Origin of the sequence: Fluctibacter corallii, assembly GCF_025751585.1 — a bacterium.
In the GTDB taxonomy this organism is placed as follows: Bacteria; Pseudomonadota; Gammaproteobacteria; order Enterobacterales; family Alteromonadaceae; genus Fluctibacter_A; species Fluctibacter_A corallii.
The window spans coordinates 445,078-463,925 of the sequence record NZ_JAOWKX010000002.1 but is presented as its reverse complement, the minus strand read 5'-3'; the positions used below and the strand labels follow the sequence as shown (position 1 = coordinate 463,925).

14 protein-coding genes are annotated in these 18,848 nt (G+C 43.3%); 2 read left to right on the top strand and 12 right to left on the bottom strand.

Annotated elements, in window-relative coordinates:
- Positions 1-104 precede the first annotated feature (104 nt).
- The 7 genes from OE749_RS05620 to OE749_RS05590 all read right to left on the bottom strand — a co-directional run bounded on the left by OE749_RS05620 (position 105) and on the right by OE749_RS05590 (position 10,822).
- Positions 105-2,711, bottom strand: coding sequence for a glycosyl hydrolase family 18 protein (locus tag OE749_RS05620; protein WP_263711372.1), 2,607 nt, complete (start codon positions 2,709-2,711; stop codon positions 105-107).
- Between the two features lie 68 nt (positions 2,712-2,779).
- The gene (locus OE749_RS05615) at positions 2,780-5,410 is read right to left on the bottom strand and encodes a glycosyl hydrolase family 18 protein (RefSeq protein ID WP_263711371.1); all 2,631 of its coding nucleotides are present in this window, start codon (positions 5,408-5,410) and stop codon (positions 2,780-2,782) included.
- A 451-nt stretch (positions 5,411-5,861) separates the two neighbouring features.
- Positions 5,862-6,785 (bottom strand): DUF6492 family protein, encoded by a 924-nt coding sequence (locus tag OE749_RS05610; protein WP_263711370.1) that lies wholly within the window; start codon positions 6,783-6,785, stop codon positions 5,862-5,864.
- A 76-nt stretch (positions 6,786-6,861) separates the two neighbouring features.
- Positions 6,862-8,112: a glucose-1-phosphate adenylyltransferase gene (gene glgC, locus OE749_RS05605; protein ID WP_263711369.1), complete on the bottom strand. Its 1,251-nt coding sequence runs from the start codon at positions 8,110-8,112 to the stop codon at positions 6,862-6,864.
- Between the two features lie 24 nt (positions 8,113-8,136).
- Positions 8,137-8,565 carry a universal stress protein gene (locus tag OE749_RS05600; RefSeq protein ID WP_263711368.1) on the bottom strand — a complete coding sequence of 143 codons (429 nt, stop codon included), beginning with the start codon at positions 8,563-8,565 and terminating at the stop codon, positions 8,137-8,139.
- A 163-nt stretch (positions 8,566-8,728) separates the two neighbouring features.
- A complete protein-coding gene (locus tag OE749_RS05595) occupies positions 8,729-10,417 on the bottom strand; it encodes a S8 family serine peptidase (RefSeq protein ID WP_404828131.1) in 1,689 nt (562 codons plus the stop codon).
- A gap of 168 nt (positions 10,418-10,585) precedes the next feature.
- On the bottom strand, positions 10,586-10,822 hold the full coding sequence (locus tag OE749_RS05590) for a hypothetical protein (RefSeq protein WP_263711367.1): 237 nt from the start codon (positions 10,820-10,822) through the stop codon (positions 10,586-10,588).
- 174 nt (positions 10,823-10,996) lie between these two features.
- On the opposite strand from OE749_RS05590, the gene OE749_RS05585 reads away from it, so the two are divergent.
- Together OE749_RS05585 and fabA are read left to right on the top strand one after the other, a co-directional pair.
- Positions 10,997-11,644, top strand: coding sequence for a hypothetical protein (locus tag OE749_RS05585; RefSeq protein WP_263711366.1), 648 nt, complete (start codon positions 10,997-10,999; stop codon positions 11,642-11,644).
- A 120-nt stretch (positions 11,645-11,764) separates the two neighbouring features.
- Positions 11,765-12,283, top strand: a complete 519-nt coding sequence (gene fabA, locus OE749_RS05580) for a 3-hydroxyacyl-[acyl-carrier-protein] dehydratase FabA (protein ID WP_263711364.1) — start codon at positions 11,765-11,767, stop codon at positions 12,281-12,283.
- Between the two features lie 46 nt (positions 12,284-12,329).
- Here the strand turns inward: fabA and rmf are convergent, their stop codons facing one another.
- The 5 genes from rmf to rlmKL all read right to left on the bottom strand — a co-directional run bounded on the left by rmf (position 12,330) and on the right by rlmKL (position 18,696).
- Entirely contained in the window at positions 12,330-12,506 is a 177-nt protein-coding gene (gene rmf, locus OE749_RS05575) for a ribosome modulation factor (protein WP_263711363.1), read from the bottom strand.
- Between the two features lie 289 nt (positions 12,507-12,795).
- Positions 12,796-14,439 carry a DUF3466 family protein gene (locus OE749_RS05570; protein ID WP_263711362.1) on the bottom strand — a complete coding sequence of 548 codons (1,644 nt, stop codon included), beginning with the start codon at positions 14,437-14,439 and terminating at the stop codon, positions 12,796-12,798.
- A gap of 24 nt (positions 14,440-14,463) precedes the next feature.
- Positions 14,464-16,368, bottom strand: coding sequence for an ATP-binding cassette ATPase Uup (gene uup, locus OE749_RS05565; protein ID WP_263711360.1), 1,905 nt, complete (start codon positions 16,366-16,368; stop codon positions 14,464-14,466).
- On the bottom strand, positions 16,365-16,604 hold the full coding sequence (locus tag OE749_RS05560) for a glutaredoxin family protein (protein WP_263711359.1): 240 nt from the start codon (positions 16,602-16,604) through the stop codon (positions 16,365-16,367). Before OE749_RS05560 ends, uup begins: the two co-directional genes overlap by 4 nt.
- Positions 16,597-18,696: a bifunctional 23S rRNA (guanine(2069)-N(7))-methyltransferase RlmK/23S rRNA (guanine(2445)-N(2))-methyltransferase RlmL gene (rlmKL, locus tag OE749_RS05555; protein ID WP_263711358.1), complete on the bottom strand. Its 2,100-nt coding sequence runs from the start codon at positions 18,694-18,696 to the stop codon at positions 16,597-16,599. The genes OE749_RS05560 and rlmKL overlap by 8 nt, the downstream gene beginning before the upstream one ends.
- Between the last annotated feature and the right edge of the window lie 152 nt (positions 18,697-18,848).

The window sequence follows — 18,848 nt, the reverse complement described above, 5'->3', positions numbered from 1 at the left end:
TTATTCTCATGTAATCAGAGTCCAAAATTGCACATGAAATCAAGTTAGAAGAATTATGTTCGCGAGCCGCTACAACTATTCGCAGCGACTCATGGGCGTGCGTGTTAATCGTTAAGCGCTTGCCAAACCGATGCTACGCCAGGCTCTTCTCCTTGTGTCCACCAGTTCGCTTGATAACGCATACCGTTGTGAATCACTTTATCGCCACCAACATAAACCGTGCTTGGTTGCCAAACAGGCGTGTCTGACGGGGCTGAAATGCGCTCCCATGGCCCACCCTCATCTGGCTGTTCGCCCTGCGTCCACCATTTCGCTCGGTAGTCCAATCCTTCATATAACACCTCATCTCCGGTGGTATAAATCCGATCAGGCTGCCAAAGATTATCAGGCAAAGAGACATTGTTTACCGTGACAGTAAATGCAATATCAGTTAGCAATTGCCCATCTGATACCTGCAACTGAATGGTATATTGTGTTGTTTCGTTTACTTCGCTGGCGAGTATCTGAACCTGCTCCCCTTGCCCCTGCAAGGTTAAGCCTGTAGGAACAGACCACGCAAAGGTTAAGGGATCATTTTCTGCATCAGTTGCTATTGCCTGAATAGAAATTTGCTCGCGCTCATTCAGTGAAATGTCTTCAATAGGTGCAATCACCGGCGCGGTATTAGGAGGCGTACCTTCAGCTAACACCGTAACGGTGATTGATTTAGTTACACTAAGCTCGCCATCCGACACCGTTACCGTCCCCACGCTTTGCGTTTCAATATCCAGTAATGGAGCGCTAATCGTCACTGCATTGCTCATCTCATCGGCTATCATCAGCGGGCTGTCGAATTGCCACAAATAAGTCAATGCATCACCATCTGGATCAGTAGCATTTGCGTTAACAATGGTTGACTGACCACTCGCTAAAGTAAGGGTTTGCGTCACATTTACTATGGGCGCTCGGTTTTGTGTGGGAACGCCATTGAGCCCTTCGTGCATAGCATTTAAAATGTCTCCATTATCAGCGTCGATTTCCCATGCAAATATCCCCGCCAATCCTCGCTCTTTGACGTATTCTCCTTTTAATTTTACGGTGTCAGGACTGTCATAGGTAATGAGCTTTCCACTCGTTTTATTCCATACATAAGCCGCTTTAGCCTGCTGATCATAGCCAGTTTCAAATCCGTTAATGCCAGTATTGTTTGCGCCTAACATGAACGCCTTGATGCCTTTATAATCAATGACACCATTTTCCCACACACCTTGTTCGGTTGTTCCTCTAAGTGGTCCGTTCCCAATCGCTGTCATAGGGTTATTGGGATCAGTCGCGTTATCCGGAAATACTCCCTCCCAGCCCCTGCCATACATAGCGGCACCGAGCACAATTTTATCTGCTGGTACATTTTGCGCGAGTAACAAATTAACGCCATTGTGCGCAGTGTATGCAGGGCCTTTGTAAGGAACACCATTTTCATCAATGCCGCTTCCATCACACTGACCCGCTCGAAAATGTTGTGCACAATACAGTGCGGTTTGGTGGCCTGTGACGTTGCTCCACGCACCATAAAAGTCGTATGTCATCAGAAATAAATAGTCCATGTGCTGTACAGCCTGCGCGTAGTTAACGTCTTCAATTTTGTCATAACCTGCGCCAATAGCCGACGTCAACTCGTAGGTTCGCCCGGTCTCAGCTTCAAGATCATCAAGCATCGCGCGTAATTCTTGCATTAGCGCAACATATGCAGCGCCGTCATTAACGGGGTCGCCTAAATTGGGATTCGCACCTTGTCCACCGGGATATTCCCAATCAATATCAACGCCATCGTAAAACTTCCACGTTTGTAGGAACGTTTTCACTGAGGCGACGAAAGTGTCACGATTGTCTTTGTTGGTAAACCCATAAAATGGATCAGATAGCGTCCACCCACCTATAGAGGGGAGAATTTTCAGTTCTGGGTAGCGCTGTTTTAATGCCATCAATTGCGCATAGGTGCCGCGAATCGGATCGCTGGCATCAATACCAGGTAAAGACGTTTGAATGGCCGCCCACGGGTCGTGGATCACGACTTCATATTGCTGAGAACCTTGGCATGCGCGCACTAACGCCTGTTTTGGACCGCCAGTGAGAGAATCATTTGGACCGCAAATAGGAATGAACCCGTATATGATATGGCTTAGATTTTGGGCGGGAATTTTTGTAACATCAAAATCACGCCCGTAGATTCCCCATTCTACAAAGTATGCAGCGGTGACCACGCCATCTTTTAATCCGTAGTTATTGTTGTTTGGGTCGTAATTCATCTCAAGCGGAGCCAAATGCGCCCCATCTGTATCGGCGATTACAATGGGTTTACCTTCGCTCTTTACACACTCATCCCCCTCACAAAGCGCGACGTACAAAGTATGACGACCCGCTTCAGAGTAAGAAAATTGGATTTCACCCGTTTTCGAGCCAGGTGCTAACGTGCCACTATTCACCACGTTATCATCAAAATACACTTTGTAATTATCCCCTCCATCCCCACTCCACGCGTTCCATTTAATGTTAATGGTCACATTATCAACCCGTGTGACGATAGAGGTATAACCACCTGTGCCTTCTAGGTCGACATTAACGAACGCATAATTTTGTGGTGCCCAATCAAGGATAGGCACCGAAGGAACAGCGTGTACTAAAGCCGGAACAAATGCACATGCGGCCACGCCAGTAAGCAATAAATTTTTCATAGCAATCTCTTTATTCATCAGTGAGATTAAGGAAACGACAGCGCACTGTTGCCTTAGATCAATTAACATTAAAGCGAACAAACTTCCGCCCAGGCATTAGATGTGCTGGGCATTGCATTGGTCCACCATTTGGCTCGGTAAATCGTGTTCGTATGGCGCAGTAAATCACCAGTAATCGCATGACTAGGGTTGCCTTGCCAATCTAAGCGTGGCCAGTTGGGATACTCGGAAACAGCAGATGCATCAATGTCATCACATTCGCTGTTTGGCGGATTCCCATCATCACTTGGAGGCACTGCGTCAGGTAAAGTGGGATACTCAGCTTTCAAGGCATAACTATGTTCATCAACCTCAACAGTAAAATTAATCGGCCCTGAAACCGGTAAGTAATACATGGGTTGAATGTGAATAGTCTCACCTGACTTAAATGATTTGATTTGTCCGCCCCATTCATTCACTAGCGAAATCGAAAATCGATGAAAGCTTTGATGAAACCCGCCTATGTTATTGCCGCTTGTATTGCCGCCATCAATCACTACGTTAAACCCTAACTTCTCATTTGCATTCCAGTTGGCGCGAAACACGGCCGATGTGGATACCGGCATATCGAAGGAGATCGTTCCACCAGATAAATCAATATCTGAATGATTCGTGAACACAAACGTGGGAGCTATGGGATAATTAGCATCACCTACAGGCATATCATTGACGGAAAACGAAACATCAACGGCAGAATCGGGCACAGGAAAATCTTGCCGACCGGGTTTAACTGAATACGCCGAATCACGCTGTGCAAATTGACTGTGAATTAACGTCGTTAAGGTATCACCGAAAAAATACTCCTGTTTGTCAGGGTAATAATCATAATCACCGGCCAACTCCCATATCATGACACCACCAATGCCTTGATCGATCACGTAATCAACTTTTGTAGACACGCTTTGCTCCGTTTCTCGTGACAGAAACACGTTTTTTTGCGGATTCCAAAGCCAGCTAGCGACAGAGACCGGATCGTAATGCGCCTGATACTGACCGATCAATTGATCATTGGGATCGGTGTCTGGTGTGAGCCCATATCGCGGTGCGTAGGAGGGAAAAATCTGAGCTTCAAGATTTTTAGTATGCCAAAGTGGGTTCGACCCCGCGGCTACTTCGTTACCCAGTAGATCATTATCATGCCAAAGATTATCGATACCTATCGCACCATTTCCACATGGATTATTCTCTCCTATCCCCGTTCCCTTTGGGCACTGATTTTGGTCAGGTAACGGAGCTTGACCCCACAACCCATGCTCACCGCCCTGAACATCGCGAAAACCACGCGTGTAATAAGGAATACCGATATTTATTCGGCCTGCGGCAACGGCACCGCGAAAATAGGCAACGGCCCAATCCGTATTGAGGTAACCAATTCCCTGAAACTCTGGCGTGTTATATACGTTCCACCGAGCTAATTCAGAATCGTTGCCTGAATCATATAGTGCAGCCTGATGACCGACATGCGCGTTCCATGCACCGTGAAGGTCGTATGACATGATATTGATAAAATCTAAATATTGAGCAACCTGAAAGGTCTCCATGCCCCGCAGTAAATAACCAGAAGAAGGCGCAGCAATGGTGAGTAAATAATGGGTATCATCTTCTTGGCCCGCTTTATCCAGCCCTTCACGCAGCGCTTTCATTAATGCTTGGTAAGAGCGATTTAAATAAGGCCGAAGTGGATTCGCTATGTCAAAATCATCTGGGTGGCCAGCATTTTCCATTGATGTCGGATATTCATAGTCAATGTCGACGCCATCGAACCCATATTGGCGAATAAACGTCACTGCACTATCAACAAATGTAGTAATACCTTGTTGGTTAATACTGCCATCAGGGTTTGTTGTCATGGTGTAGAAGCCACCACTGCTGATCCTCACACCCGATTCATTAATGTATCCCCCTGTCTCTGCCCAGCCACCAACAGAAATCAGCGATTTAACGTGTGGATACTGTTTTTTATATTTATTCAATAGATTGAAGTGGCCTTGATAAGAGTATGCGGGATCCATTTCTGCGCCATCAACATTAGGCCAATGTATTCTAGTAGCAGCGTTAGTTGGACTTTGTGTATCGCCTACCGAAAGCTGGTTATTCTCATTAATATGAGCAAACGCATAGTTGATATGCGTCACTTTCTCCCATGGGATATCTGATACCAAGTAGGCAGGTTGTTGGTTTTTGCCTGTTCGCCAGCTTGTGAAATAGCCAATGATACGACGGGAATGTCCAGCGCCTAACCTTTCCCTTCCGTGCGCATTATACACATCACAATAATTGGAATGTGTGCCTATCGATTGGGTTAAACCAACGGGTTTGCAGGCAGATTGCACGCTACGAGGTTTACCGTCTGTATCATCCAGCTTCGTTTTATCACCACCTATGACAACGCTGTCATATCTTTCCATGCGAGGTCTAGAAAAACGAGGGGAAATACCGGACGTTTCGGACAATAAGCCATCATCAACTAACTGCGTATCAGATAGCTTGTCATTTACTCGATATCGTTCTTTGCCTATGACAACGCTGTCATTTGTAGTTAAAACTTGATTCTCGAATGCCATAGTATTTGCTGCAACAAGCAATGTCATTGCAAGCGTCGCCCTGCTCACAGCCAGCGACTTTGAAGCGCTCATGGTTTGTGTGTTTAAAACAATCATTCTGTTCTCCTGTTTACTCAGCCCTTCGTGCAGTTACCGACAAACTTTCTCTGATAGGCTGACTGTATGTGGTGATGTAATTATCACCTTCGTCACCATCACCCTCCTAATCAATTAATAACATTTATTTAACATAATCAAGTGCGCATTGTCGGAATGGCGCAACAAGTTTGATTAATATTTATTTTTGTGAATATTAAGGGAAGTAAGTAAAACTGCGCTACTCATCTCTGATTTATTCATGTTAATAGCCGAAAAGTAACATGAAAATACAGGTAAAATATTTTCTTATATCGATAGATGCAACTCGAATATGAAACGAGAAAAGAAATGGGATTGGCAAAACGTTCCAGTGTTAAAAAATCGACACGAATCAGCATAAAACATTGATATATATTATTTTTTATCAATAAGGAAACACTTCACGAAAAGTTACGCATAACCCATCATATCAAGATTTTCGGAGCACATCGCTTTCATCGAACGGTATAAAGGGAGAAATCGTCTGCCACACTGTCTCTGGCGATAAAAAGGACTTGCTCCCCACCACACAAAACATGCCAGGACAAGACTGACTAAAGTTTTTTTCTGGCTTCCATTGCTCAAAAGGATGTGAATCATGCACTATTAACAATTGGGTTACATCTCTTCCTGCAATGATATGGTAATCCTGAAAGCGCCCTTGCTTTAACGCATTCATGTAATACAGCGAATATTCCGTCCATTTATTTTTGAGATAGCGACCAATCGTCCAGTTTTTAGGATTTTTGGGGTAATGTAATGAACATAAAGCATGCACCCAGTTTTGTCCTTCAAGCTTAGAAATTTCTTGTGTGACAGATAAAGCCAAATCGCGAGATAAAACAGCTGGCGTAATATGCATTCCCACATCAGGCTCACCCACCAGAGGATCCATCTGTAATATACGCGCCGAAGATTTCCACCATTTGGGATGCTGGGCTCGGGCCTCGTATTGAAGAACTGCTCTCCCATTAATAATAAGTTTATCCAACGTTAGCGGTTTTAGGCAGATTACATCAGCATCAAAAGTAATATAAAAAGGGTTATCCAATCGTCTGGGTGCCGCCAATTTTATAAGCTGCTGTTTACGCCAACCTCGCACCGATTGATGAGAGGCCAATTCTGGAACTAGCGCTTCTTCAGATACCACTTCTACATGCAAGTGCGCCCATTTATCACCATAAAATGATTTGACAATATTCACTTCATGTTCAGGCACCACCACAAGAAATGGATTAAACATGCCTTTTTCGGCAAAAACAGAAAGTGATTTGAATAAAATCTCTGAACGATTAAGATCGTCGACACCGTAACTGCCCGAAATGCACAAAGGCATAATTGCACCGATTGCCATGTCATATTCCCTAAATGACTGTTAGGCGTTTTTACCTTACTTTCATCGATTTTTCAAACTCTTACTGAAACCAGCGTCACTCAAACATGTCTTGTGTCACTAACACCACACCGTGTTGTGAAATACGAAAACCTCGCGCGCGATCTTGTTCAACGTCGATCCCTATCGATGTATTTGCTGGTATGTGGCAATGACTATCAACAATCACCTTATGCAAGCGACAATGCCTGCCAATTTCAGCACGCGGTAACACAACCGATTGATGGATATCAGAATAAGAATGGATTCTTACCCCGTTAAACAAAACGGATTGATCAATTTTACTCCCTGAGATAATACACCCAGCAGATATCATCGAATCTACCGCGTATCCCCGACGTTGTTCGTCGTTAAACACAAATTTAGCTGGTGGTAGCTGTTGTTGGTACGTCCAAATGGGCCACTTTTCATCATACAAATTTAAACTGGGTAAAGGGGAAATCAGTTCTAAATTGGCTTGCCAAAATGTATCCAGTGTTCCCACGTCTCGCCAATAGGCTTGTTGGCCTGTGGCGTCATCGGTATACCGAAACGCATACACATCATTGCTCGGAATGCACGAAGGAATAATGTTTTTTCCAAAGTCATGATCAGAATCCCCTCGCCCTGCATCGTTACACAAGCAACGAATAAGAAAATCTTTGTTAAACACATAAATACCCATAGAAGCGAGGCATTGTGTCGGATCGTCTGGCACAGGTTTAGGATGTAATGGTTTTTCTTCAAAATCGACAATTTGATTGCATTGATTCACCCCAACTACACCTAACTGCCCTGCCGCAATCGATTTATCAACTTGCAAACACGCGACGGTAAGGTTCGCATCATTTTCCACGTGTTCTGCCAGAATAGAACCGTAATCCATACGATAAACCTGATCGCCCGCTAACACGACAACGTATTTCGGATTAACGGCTTCGATAAAGGGAATGTTTTGATAAAATGCATCAGCAGTGCCTTGATACCAATTTTCAGACTGTTGCTGGGATGCAGGAAGCAAATCAACAAACTCGCCTAGATCCCGATTGAAGTTTCCCCATCCACGCATGATATGGCGCATTAGCGAGTGCGACTTATACTGTGTTAACACACCAATTCGACGTATACCCGAGTTAATACTATTTGACAGTGGGAAATCGATTAATCTAAATTTCCCACCAAAGTGGAGTGCAGGTTTAGCACGCTTTCTCGTTAGTTCATGAAGGCGTTGACCTTTCCCTCCCGCCAATACGATTGCCAATGTTTCTTTCGTCAACTGACTCACATACCGAGACTGAAAATCAACCATTACCTTCTCCTGCGTTATTCCTCGTTAAATTTTAATGGAAAGCACATCACACTTTGCTCCATGTAAGACAGCCGTGGCAGTCGATCCTAGCAACAGCTTTAAACCACTTCGTCCGTGTGTTCCAAGTATAATTAAATCAGCATGGAGTGAGGCTGCAAGTTCATGAATTTCATCTGCTGCGTTGCCGATCCGGCTATGAATCTGTGATGGGCCGAATTCGTGTTCCTGTGCGATGTCTTTTAATTTGGCTTCGGCTTTTTCTTGAATTTCTAGCGTAAAATCATTACCCGCTTCAATTGCGTAAGGTTCAAAAAACGTTTGTGGAATTGTTACGTGAATAAGATGGTATTTTGATTTATCTGGATCTAATGCCAAGGCTTTGTTTAGCACTTGCTCATATTCTGAAAACACATCTAATGCAACAACGATGGTTCGGTAAGTATAATCTGTCATAACATTTTCCTTGCTAACTATTGATATCTTTATCCTAGCTAAGTTTTACTGTGTGTCCCATGACATAGCGCAATAATTCATCACTTAACAAGTAAAATAGGCAATATAAAAAAACAGCACCCGAAGGTGCTGTGTCGATTACTGCAAAAAATCGCGTTGAGGTTTACTGATAGCTGTAATACAAGGTTACGCCGCTATAAGACGTGTAGCCCCGAATACCAATATGCCAAGTACCTGCTTGTGGATTACTGAACGTACACTCTTCTGCATTGCCGTAAAGATATGGACGACAGTTCCAATTGCTGGTTGTGGTTTGCGAACCGAAGTTTGTATACAAGTCGGCATCTCCCGTACCACCGGCGATGCGCAACGTCATAGTTTGAACGTTTGCGGGAATATCCCACGTGTAGCGTGTCCAGCTCCCTGTTCCACCTGATAAATTAGGTACTGAACCATTCACGGGCTCTACTTCACCACCACCATTATCTCCACCGTCGCCGTCACAACCGTATTGTGTTAGGTAATCAAATGCATCTTTTGCCTGAACAATACCATGACCATAGAAGTTGTCGCGACCTGCTGCGCCTTTGTCTTTCGCGGAATCATTCAATGCATTACGAATTTGCTCGTTGGTACATTGTGGGAAGAAACTCCACACAAGCGCCGCAGCTCCTACAACATGAGGGGTAGCCATTGAAGTACCGCTGATTGTGTTGTAAGTATTCGTAGGCCAAGTAGATTCAACCGCTGAGCCTGGGCCAGCAATTTCAACCTGACTGTTGTACTGTGAATACGAAGCGCGACTCTCGCTAGATGTTACCGCTGCCACCGAAATGACCGCATCATAAGATGCAGGATAAGAGAACGAGCTATTGCCGCCATTACCCGCAGCTGCAACGAGCATTACACCTTGATTCACAAAGTTTTGCATCGCATTCGCTTCAGCAGTTGAAGAGCTGCCTCCACCTAAGCTCATGTTCACCACGTCTGCACCAGCATCAGCACACTGCTGAATACCGTCAATCAAGTCTGAAGCAAACGTCCACTGACCATTGTCGTTAAAGATTTTTACAATGTGCAGATCCACGCCAGGGTACACGCCTACAACACCTTCATTATTCGATAACGCCGCAATAGTACCTGCTACGTGCGTACCGTGACCATTACCATCGTTATACCAGTTTCCAACTTGGTTGTTGTTTGCGTTTCCTGATACACCGCCACTTTGGTTAGGTAAATCAGGGTGACCAAGGTTGTATCCAGTGTCGATAACACAGGCTGTACGTGCCGCTGTGTTACTTTGGTTCAACAGAGGTGCTTGAACCATCGTAATACCATAAGGTGTTGATTGTGCTTGTAAGTAACGTTTCGGATCGAGGGAAACGCTCTCAACAAAAGGGTTGGATTTAAGCATGTTGATGGCGAGCTTGTTCATGGTGACAGCCATCATTTTCTGCTTTTTAATGGTTTTTATATGCTTAGCACCTACTGCCGACATCAAACGGCTTGCGTTAACTTCATTAAGCTCACCATTTGTGACAACATTGTCGATGCTTGCCGCAGCATTTGGCAATAAGAAGGAGTTGTTTAGCGCATCCTGCGCGCCTTCAGATTGCATAGAAGACTTACCATTTATTGCACTGTGACCTCCTTTGGAGCCTCTGTCCTTAAAGGTTACAATGTAACGCTCTTGCTGAAAGTCTTTACCAAAGTCAATTGTGACTTTTTGGTCATCTGCACTAGCCACTGCATCCAAAACCGGATGAGATGCTGCTACCTGCATACTTGCCGCAATAAGCGTCAGTGCCGAAACACTGATTCCTGCCTTCAACTTTACTTGTTTTGATTTCATGATTTTATCCTAATGATTATTGTGCAATAGCGGAAATATATTTACCCGCACAAATTGTTTAGGAGATAAAATTCAAGTATTCAAGTTGAAAGAGGTAATTTTAGTTTCCTTGTGTAAAATTATCGTTACAAATAATTTACCATAATTAGGTTGAAATCCCTAAAATGCTTATTTTTCATTCTCTTTCAACCAAGCATTTAGGAGCTTAATCTGGCCGCACCGATAAGCCGCATACGTTATTCTTAGTGAGTTTGAGAGGATTTCATTGTCTGACCATCCCGTTTTTTCACGTAATTCCTCATAGCACTCAATCGCCTTGGGTTCGATGTAACCTCTGACTTGTTTTTTTCCAATTTCTTTTTGTCTTAATCTGTAACGCTTCTGTTTTTCTGCGTTTTTGTTCATTTATTTTACCATTTATTTTTTATTGCTTAAAAAATGCGCTTTGCACCTCTGCATAAGTTTTGAAGCTTGGCATCAATCATGCTTAGTTTTTGACAGGTAGTTCGTTTATATAAAAGCAATACGTTATTTTGATGTGCGCTAAAGCAAACATCAGCACCCACAAGGTCAAAGATCATGATTCAATCCAATATTAACCGTCCAACTCTACTCCAATATATCGATAACTATCGAAACGGAAAGAATGACCTTGACGATATTGTACAGAAATCTAAATCTAACCCAACCAACGATATTTCATCGGTCAACACAAGCTTAAGTAGCCTGAAAAGTATGGAAGAGCTGGTCGCGCAAGTCACCGAAGGAAAAACGAATGTCAGCGCCACGACAATATCCAATATGACCGAGTTCTACATGAAGCAGGTCTCTGGTGAACTCAATGATACCCTGAAGAACTATGATCTTGCCACTATGCCAGATTTTGCCTTTAAAGATGGAATGTGGCAAAGCACTGCCAGTGAGGAGCTCACCGAGAAACAAAGCCAGTTCTTAGATTATCTCAATCGCGATGCACGCTTATCAACAACCATGCAGCAAACACTTAAATTAAGCGAATTAAATGAGCTAACCCATAGTCAACAACTCGCAGCAACCTTCGATAAAAAATCGTTCAATGATGATGAAATAAAGGATTACCTGCTTTCCACACGAACAGATACGCTCAATCTTTCTTACTTTACGATATCTGATAGTGGCGTTAAAGTAGCCAATGCAGGTATTGCGCAGTATGGTTTCGATGCGGTAAATAAGGCCAAGCAATCCTAAATAAAAAACATGTGAACGCTCAACTGTCACGCTATTGTCATAAATAATTCACTGTTCGGAGTTGTTTAGCGTACAAGTGTTCGCTAAATTAGCGGCTCGAAATTAATAAGCAAAACAATTATGTCAGAAAGAAAATCCTGTTTTACTAAAGAAGAACTTCTCTCATGCAGCCGTGGCGAACTTTTCGGTCCAGGTAATAGTCAGCTTCCCGCGCCAAATATGTTAATGATGGACAGAATTACCAGAATCTCTGAAGAAGGTGGTAAGTATGACAAAGGGTACATCGAAGCTGAATTAGACATACACCCTGATCTATGGTTTTTCCAATGCCACTTTCCGGGTGATCCCGTTATGCCGGGCTGTTTGGGGTTAGACGCTATGTGGCAATTGGTCGGATTCTTTTTAGGCTGGAGTGATGGGCCAGGCAAAGGAAGAGCGCTTGGTGTAGGCGAAGTGAAATTTACAGGTCAAATCCTACCCACCGCAAAGAAAGTCACATATAAAATCCACATGAAGCGTGTAATAAAACGTAAATTGTTTATGGGGCTAGGTGACGGTGTTGTAGAGGTAGATGGTAGAGAAATCTACAAAGCTGATGATCTTAAAGTCGGATTATTTCAAGATACATCAAATTTCTAATCCTATACCAGCCGTAAAAATCGGAGCCCCTTTCGGGGCCCTGTCTTTATCCTTTAACTAATCCTAAACTTCGATCCTCGACGGCTTCACGCCATCCCCCGAGCCAATATGAACGCGGCTCTTGCGCTTGAAATGGACAATTTTCTTTGGAACGACCACTAATTCCAGCTTGATAACCTTTAGCATGTGCACGATTAAGTTTATCTCGTTTTTGTCTTTTCATTGAGGGACCTCTTCTGAAGTTTAACACCGTGGTCTGCATGACCACACTCTAGTGATAAAGGATCGTAACTCGAGGTTCAATGGCTTTTATTTTAATTTCCCATTGACTTGATATAACGCAATGAATTAGCGCATTTTTTTCACTTACAATATTTTATTATAAATATTACATTTTGGTTACACTAAGTAATATAGGGTAATAATACCTACCGTTTCCTATACAGCCAGAAACGCTAGGCATAAAAAAACCCCGCATTCAGCGAGGTTCATCAATACCTTAGAAAAAGTTTCTATTTTTTACGGCGGAATCCAAGTACTGCAAGCACAGGTAGCAGCCAGTATAAACTGCCCCCTTTACGCTCCGTTTCCTCTGAAGGCAGCTCACAGCTTTCAACCTCGCCAGAGGTCGGCTCAAGCTTAACGGCAACCACTTTACTTTCCATTATTGGTTCATCGTTTGAATTCGTCATCAAGTCGCCATTAATATCGCGCGCTTGAACATAAATTTCGGCAGTTCCAATAATTTCATTACGCTCGTTAATATCATTAGCTTGTACTATTGTATACGGAGAGTCACAGGTAAGCAGCGTATTGATATCGGTGAATGTACCATCGTCGACGTTGTATAAAAATCCCACCCTACGGCGATTAGACGTTATGCCAGTTTCAATTTCAGCATCACCAACAACAAGCCCTAGATTGTTTATTGAACGCGGCGTCGTAGATGAACTATTAAAGAAGCCTAAAGGATAAGTAACGTCTTTCGTATTATAGTCATAAACCACCATACGGTTACGTGTTATGCGATTGAACTGCTTCAGTCCGTATCCCACCACAATATTGTTATCGTTGACAGCTGTTGCAGAGCCGCCAAAATATTCTTCGTGGTCAACGAAACCTTCTACAGTGTCACCATCAAATACAGCGGCAATTTCAGTTAGCTGAGATTCATTACCTCGGTAATAGTCACTCGACACCCCTACAATTAACCCGTGATTGTTCACAGCATTGGCGCGACTAAAATAGACTTTTTCATTGTCGTCTTCAGGAGAAATAATCATGCCAAGGGTTTTGGTATCAACGATGCTCCCATCATCTCCCAACTGCCAAACCATTGCTCTGCGTTCAAATCGAGATTCTTCGGCCTCTTCACGCATTGCAACATTACATGCCTCTTGAGACAACCCCCCTCTTTCCTCTTCATTCGCACAATTTTCAAGCCCAGAAGACATAATGTCAGACACACCAATCGAGCCAAAGCCCACAACGGTATTATTATTATTGATACCGAACGCTGAACTGATTCCCCCATTTTGTAAGTCAGGAGGAAGAAGCTCGATAAGTTGATTATTTATTTCAACAAATCCTCGCTTTGAAAAGTCGTTTATAACGAAATTTGTTTGCTGACCACTTTCATTCGTGTATGGCTGTGTTCTGAATGGTGCTTCGCTTTGCCCAACAACATAACCAGCGTTATTAATTGCATAGCTAATTACATCATTACTTTCAGTGAGGCTACCTGTTGCAGGATCGACAATATCATAACCCACAAGCTCATGAGCACTATCTTCAATATAGTAACTTCTTTTAATCCCAATCTGTTGAAATACAACGCTCTCATTTTCAGTGCGAATATAGTTATATATTGTAGCCAAGTCATCGGCATTAAAGTTTCCTGCTTTGGCAGCCTCTACGTCTGTTAACGCGCTAACAAAACTGCCATTTTCAAAATCCAATAGCGACACATCAATATAGGGGTTGAATGGAAACGTGACGTTAGCCACTTGCTCACCGCTTTCATTGATAGCGGCACCAAAGCTGTGTTTGGCAAGGGTTTGCAATGGAAGTTCTACTACACGATAGGTTGCCGCTTGAGAAATAGGTATAGCAGCCAATGATACCGACACCGCTAAAAACAGCTGATTAATTTTCATTAAATATCCCGTTTACTTCTAGTTTTATTCGTTCTGCATTCCTTCCAGCTCATCCCATCGTAAATAAGCAGAGTCTAACTCTGAGCTTATGTCACTTAATCGTGTCAATTTACTGTTAGATGAAGCGGGATCTTGCTTAAAAAAGTCTGGTTCACTGACTTCTTGTTCTAATGCTTCTTTTTCTGCTTCCAGCGATTCTATTTTGGCTGGTAGCGCATCCAACTCTAGCTGAAGCTTGTATGATAGCTTCTTGCTCTTGCGGGGAGAAGACTTTGTTTTAGGACTCTCAGATTTATCAGAAGTTTCCTGTGTAACCTGACTTGCCTTTTCTTTCTCACTATACCAATCGTAAATACTTTGATATCCACCGACAAACTCTTTTATAACGCCATTGCCTTCAAAAAATAAGCTTGATGTTACGACGTTATCTACAAATTCACGATCGTGGCTCACTAATAACAAAGTGCCTTGATATTGTGAAAGAATATCTTCTAGCAATTCCAGTGTCTCGACATCCAAATCATTAGTTGGCTCATCAAGAATCAATAAATTACTTGGACGCAACAGCAGTTTCGCAAGAAGCAAACGGTTCTTCTCGCCGCCAGACAAAGAGCTAACGGGAGATTGGATCCTCGCAGGCGTGAATAGGTAGTCTTGAAGATAGCTTATAACGTGTTTTGAGCGTCCATTGATGGTGACTTCACGCTTACCATCAGCAACCACATCAATCACTGTTTTGTCTGGATCGAGGGCTTCCCGGTGCTGGTCAAAGTAGGCGACTTCTAAATTTGTGCCCTGTTCTACTTTGCCATTATCAGCGTGCAAGTCACCTAGTAAAAGCTTAATCAACGTACTTTTACCGCACCCATTTGGTCCAACTAATGCTACTTTATCTCCACGATACACCGCAAAATCAAGGTGTTTCACGATAGGTTTGTCACCATAGGCGTATGACAACCCTTTGGCTTCGAACACCCGTTTACCAGAGCTTGCCGCATCATTAAGCGTTATAGACGCTTTACCTTGCACTTTTCTACGCTTTGCATGTTCTTCTCTTAACGCTTTTAGCGCCCTCACCCGTCCTTCGTTACGCGTGCGCCTCGCCTTGATTCCTTGACGTATCCAGGTTTCTTCCTGGCTCAGTTTTTTATCAAACTCTGCATTGGCATTCGCCTCAACGGCAAGGTCTTCAGCTTTTTTCTCTAAATATGTTTGGTAATTACCCGGATAACTACTTAAATGACCACGATCTAAATCGATAATGCGTGTGGCGACATTTCGAATAAATGCACGGTCGTGGCTAACAAACACAATAGCACCTTGATAGTCTTTCAAGCTATCTTCCAGCCATTTGATCATATTGATATCGAGATGGTTAGTCGGCTCGTCTAGCAGCAAAATATCTGGATCGCCTGCCAATGCGCGTGCAAGGGCTGCTTTTCTTCGCCAGCCACCAGATAAACTTGCCAACGACAAATCGGCCTGAAGATTCAGTTTTGTTAGTACCTGCTGAATATGCTGTTCAAATTTCCAAGCATCTTTATGTTCAAGCTCGTGCTGCAGTGCCTCTAGCCTAGCAAGATTTTTCTCGGAGGGGTCGGCACTCACCGCATTGGCCTGATGGAAATAGGCCTTTAACGTATCACCCACATCCGCCATACCTTCTGCAACGTAATCAAAAATTGAGGAGGTAATATTCTGAGGAGGATCTTGTGGTAGACGCGAAATTCTGACTTCAGACGGCAATAGTCTTTGACCATCATCTAACTGAATATCGCCATTAATTACTTTTAAGAGTGTCGATTTGCCGCAACCGTTTCTTCCGACCAAACAGATGCGTTCCTTAGGGTGCACATTAAACTCAACCCCATCTAATAAAGGGAAATGCCCAAAAGCCAGCTGCGCATTTTTTAACTGAAATAAGCTCAACGTAAAAACTCTCTTAATGCCACTTCATCAAACGGCCAACCCAATTCCTCTTGCGTATCTGTTCGCTTTAAAACTGGAATACGCGCGCCATACAAATGCATAAGCTGGTGGTCTGTTTTGATGTTAATTTTCTCAAATGTCCATTCTTGGCTCTCTTTCACGGCTGCCACCACGTCAGCGGCAACGTCACACAAATGACAATGAGGGCCAGAGTAAAAAGCAATGTGTTTAGTCATTTTTTTGCAAAATCCAGCAATGGTGAATTTTTTGATTTCGTTGAAAGTCTTCAGGAATCGTTTCTTTCGTAATGTCAGAGATTGACACGCCTAGGCTGGTTAATGCGTCTATGTCTAACTTAAATTGTCTCAGGTTATTCGAAAACATAATAATACCACCTGGATTTAATGCGTTTATTGCGTCTGAGAGTAATGAAACATGATCTCGTTGCACATCCCAAGTCGTATCCATGCGTTTTGAATTAGAAAATGAAGGTGGATCGATAAAGATAAAATCGAACTTCTGCTTTGTTTCCGATAACCAATTCAAACAATCAGCTTGTACGAACTCGTAAGCGCCTTTCAATTTATTCAAGCTAAAGTTCCGTTTAGCCCACTCTAGATAGGTCTTTGACATATCGACCGTTGTCACACTTCTGGCACCACCCAGTGCAGCATGCACAGAAACACTGCCCGTGTATGAGAACAAATTCAGCACGTCTTTACCTTTCACCATCGACTTAACGCGCTGACGCGTAATACGGTGATCAAGAAACAGTCCCGTATCAAGGTAGTCTTTAAGGTTAACGTAGAATGCTGCGCCGTTCTCAAATACCTGCATCATGTGTTTTTCTGAGGCAATCTTTTCATACTGATTACCCCCTTTTTGTTGCTGACGTACTTTTAAGGCAATATGTTCCGGATCAATCCCCAACACGTCAGGTAATGCGATCAAGACTTCGTGAAGGCGACGACGTGTCTTGTGCTCAGGTATATTTTTCGGCGCTGCGTATTCCTGCACTACTACCCAATCATCGTAACGGTCAATAGCCACATTGTATTCTGGTAAATCAGCATCATAAACACGATAACAATTGGTATCTTCAGATTTAAGCCACTTGTTCAGGCGCTTAATATTCTTTTTTAAACGGTTGGCAAAATCACCTTCTTGCTCGGTTTCGCGGATCTCACAGTTTTTTTCATCAAGCACGTAATTGACCAACTGACATTCAAGACTGCCGTTCATCATTTTGTAGTCTTTTTTGGCTACCAGTTTTAGCTGCCTGAGCAAGTCTCTATTCGATGTTAATAATGCCATTTTCCAGCCCACGCACTGACGCTTTAACTGATTCCCCCAGCGCTTGAACAATGGCAAAAGAGATGTTAGCTCCCCTAAACGTTCTCCGTAAGGCGGGTTACAAACAATATACCCCTCTTTCAAATCATTAATTTGAAGTTTAGTGGCATCTTTTTGTGAAAAATCAACGAGATGATAAACTCCTGCCGCGTCTGCGTTCTGTTTAGCCAGCTTAATTACCCGCATGTCGTTATCTGAACCGCGAATCGGTGTATTCACTTCTCGCTGGGACGTTTTAGCATGTGCCAACAATGACTCCCATAAACGTTCATCATGTTGTTTCCAATGAGAAAAGCCCCACGCATCTCTCATGAAGCCTGGCGCAATATTCGCTGCCATTAACGCAGCTTCAATGACAATCGTACCTGAACCACACATGGGATCAATCAATGGCGACTCTTGGTTTTCTGCCCACCCACTGCGCATTAACATTGCTGCAGCTACGTGCTCTTTAAGTGGTGCTGCGCCCGTATCTTGGCGGTAATGACGTTGATGTAAACTGCCGCCACCAAGATCAAGATATACACTAATTTGGTTACGCTTTAGACGCGCTTGGATACGTATGTCTGGAGTTTGACGGTCAACATCTGGCCGTTCATCAAACAAATCATTGAATTGATCGACAATAGCGTCTTTAACACGCACTGCGCCGAATTGCGTATTGTTGATAACTTTATTGGTGCCAATAAAATCGACCGCAAACGTATTAGAAGCATCAAAATGTGCAGTCCAATTTACTTTGCTGGCGATATTATAAAGATCGTCTGGATGTGCCAGATCACCTTCGGCTAATTTTATTAGTACGCGGTTGGCCAACCTAGACCATAAGCAAATACGATATGCATCAGCCTGCGAAGCAGTGAATAACACCTGCCCCGGTTTTACACGTGTCTCAACGTCTGGGCAAAGTGCCTTAATTTCACTCGCCAAAAGTTCATCCAAGCCAAGAGACGTGGTGGCCAAAATATCGTACATATACATATCCAGATTAAAAAACGAGGGGGGATTATACGCAGGTTTTCGGTATTTTTCCTGAAAATATACAGGTAAACCGCTAAGTTAATTCCGTACCGTTTATCGTAAATTCATTTTGTTCGATGTATGTGTTCTTCGGCCACATAAACCCA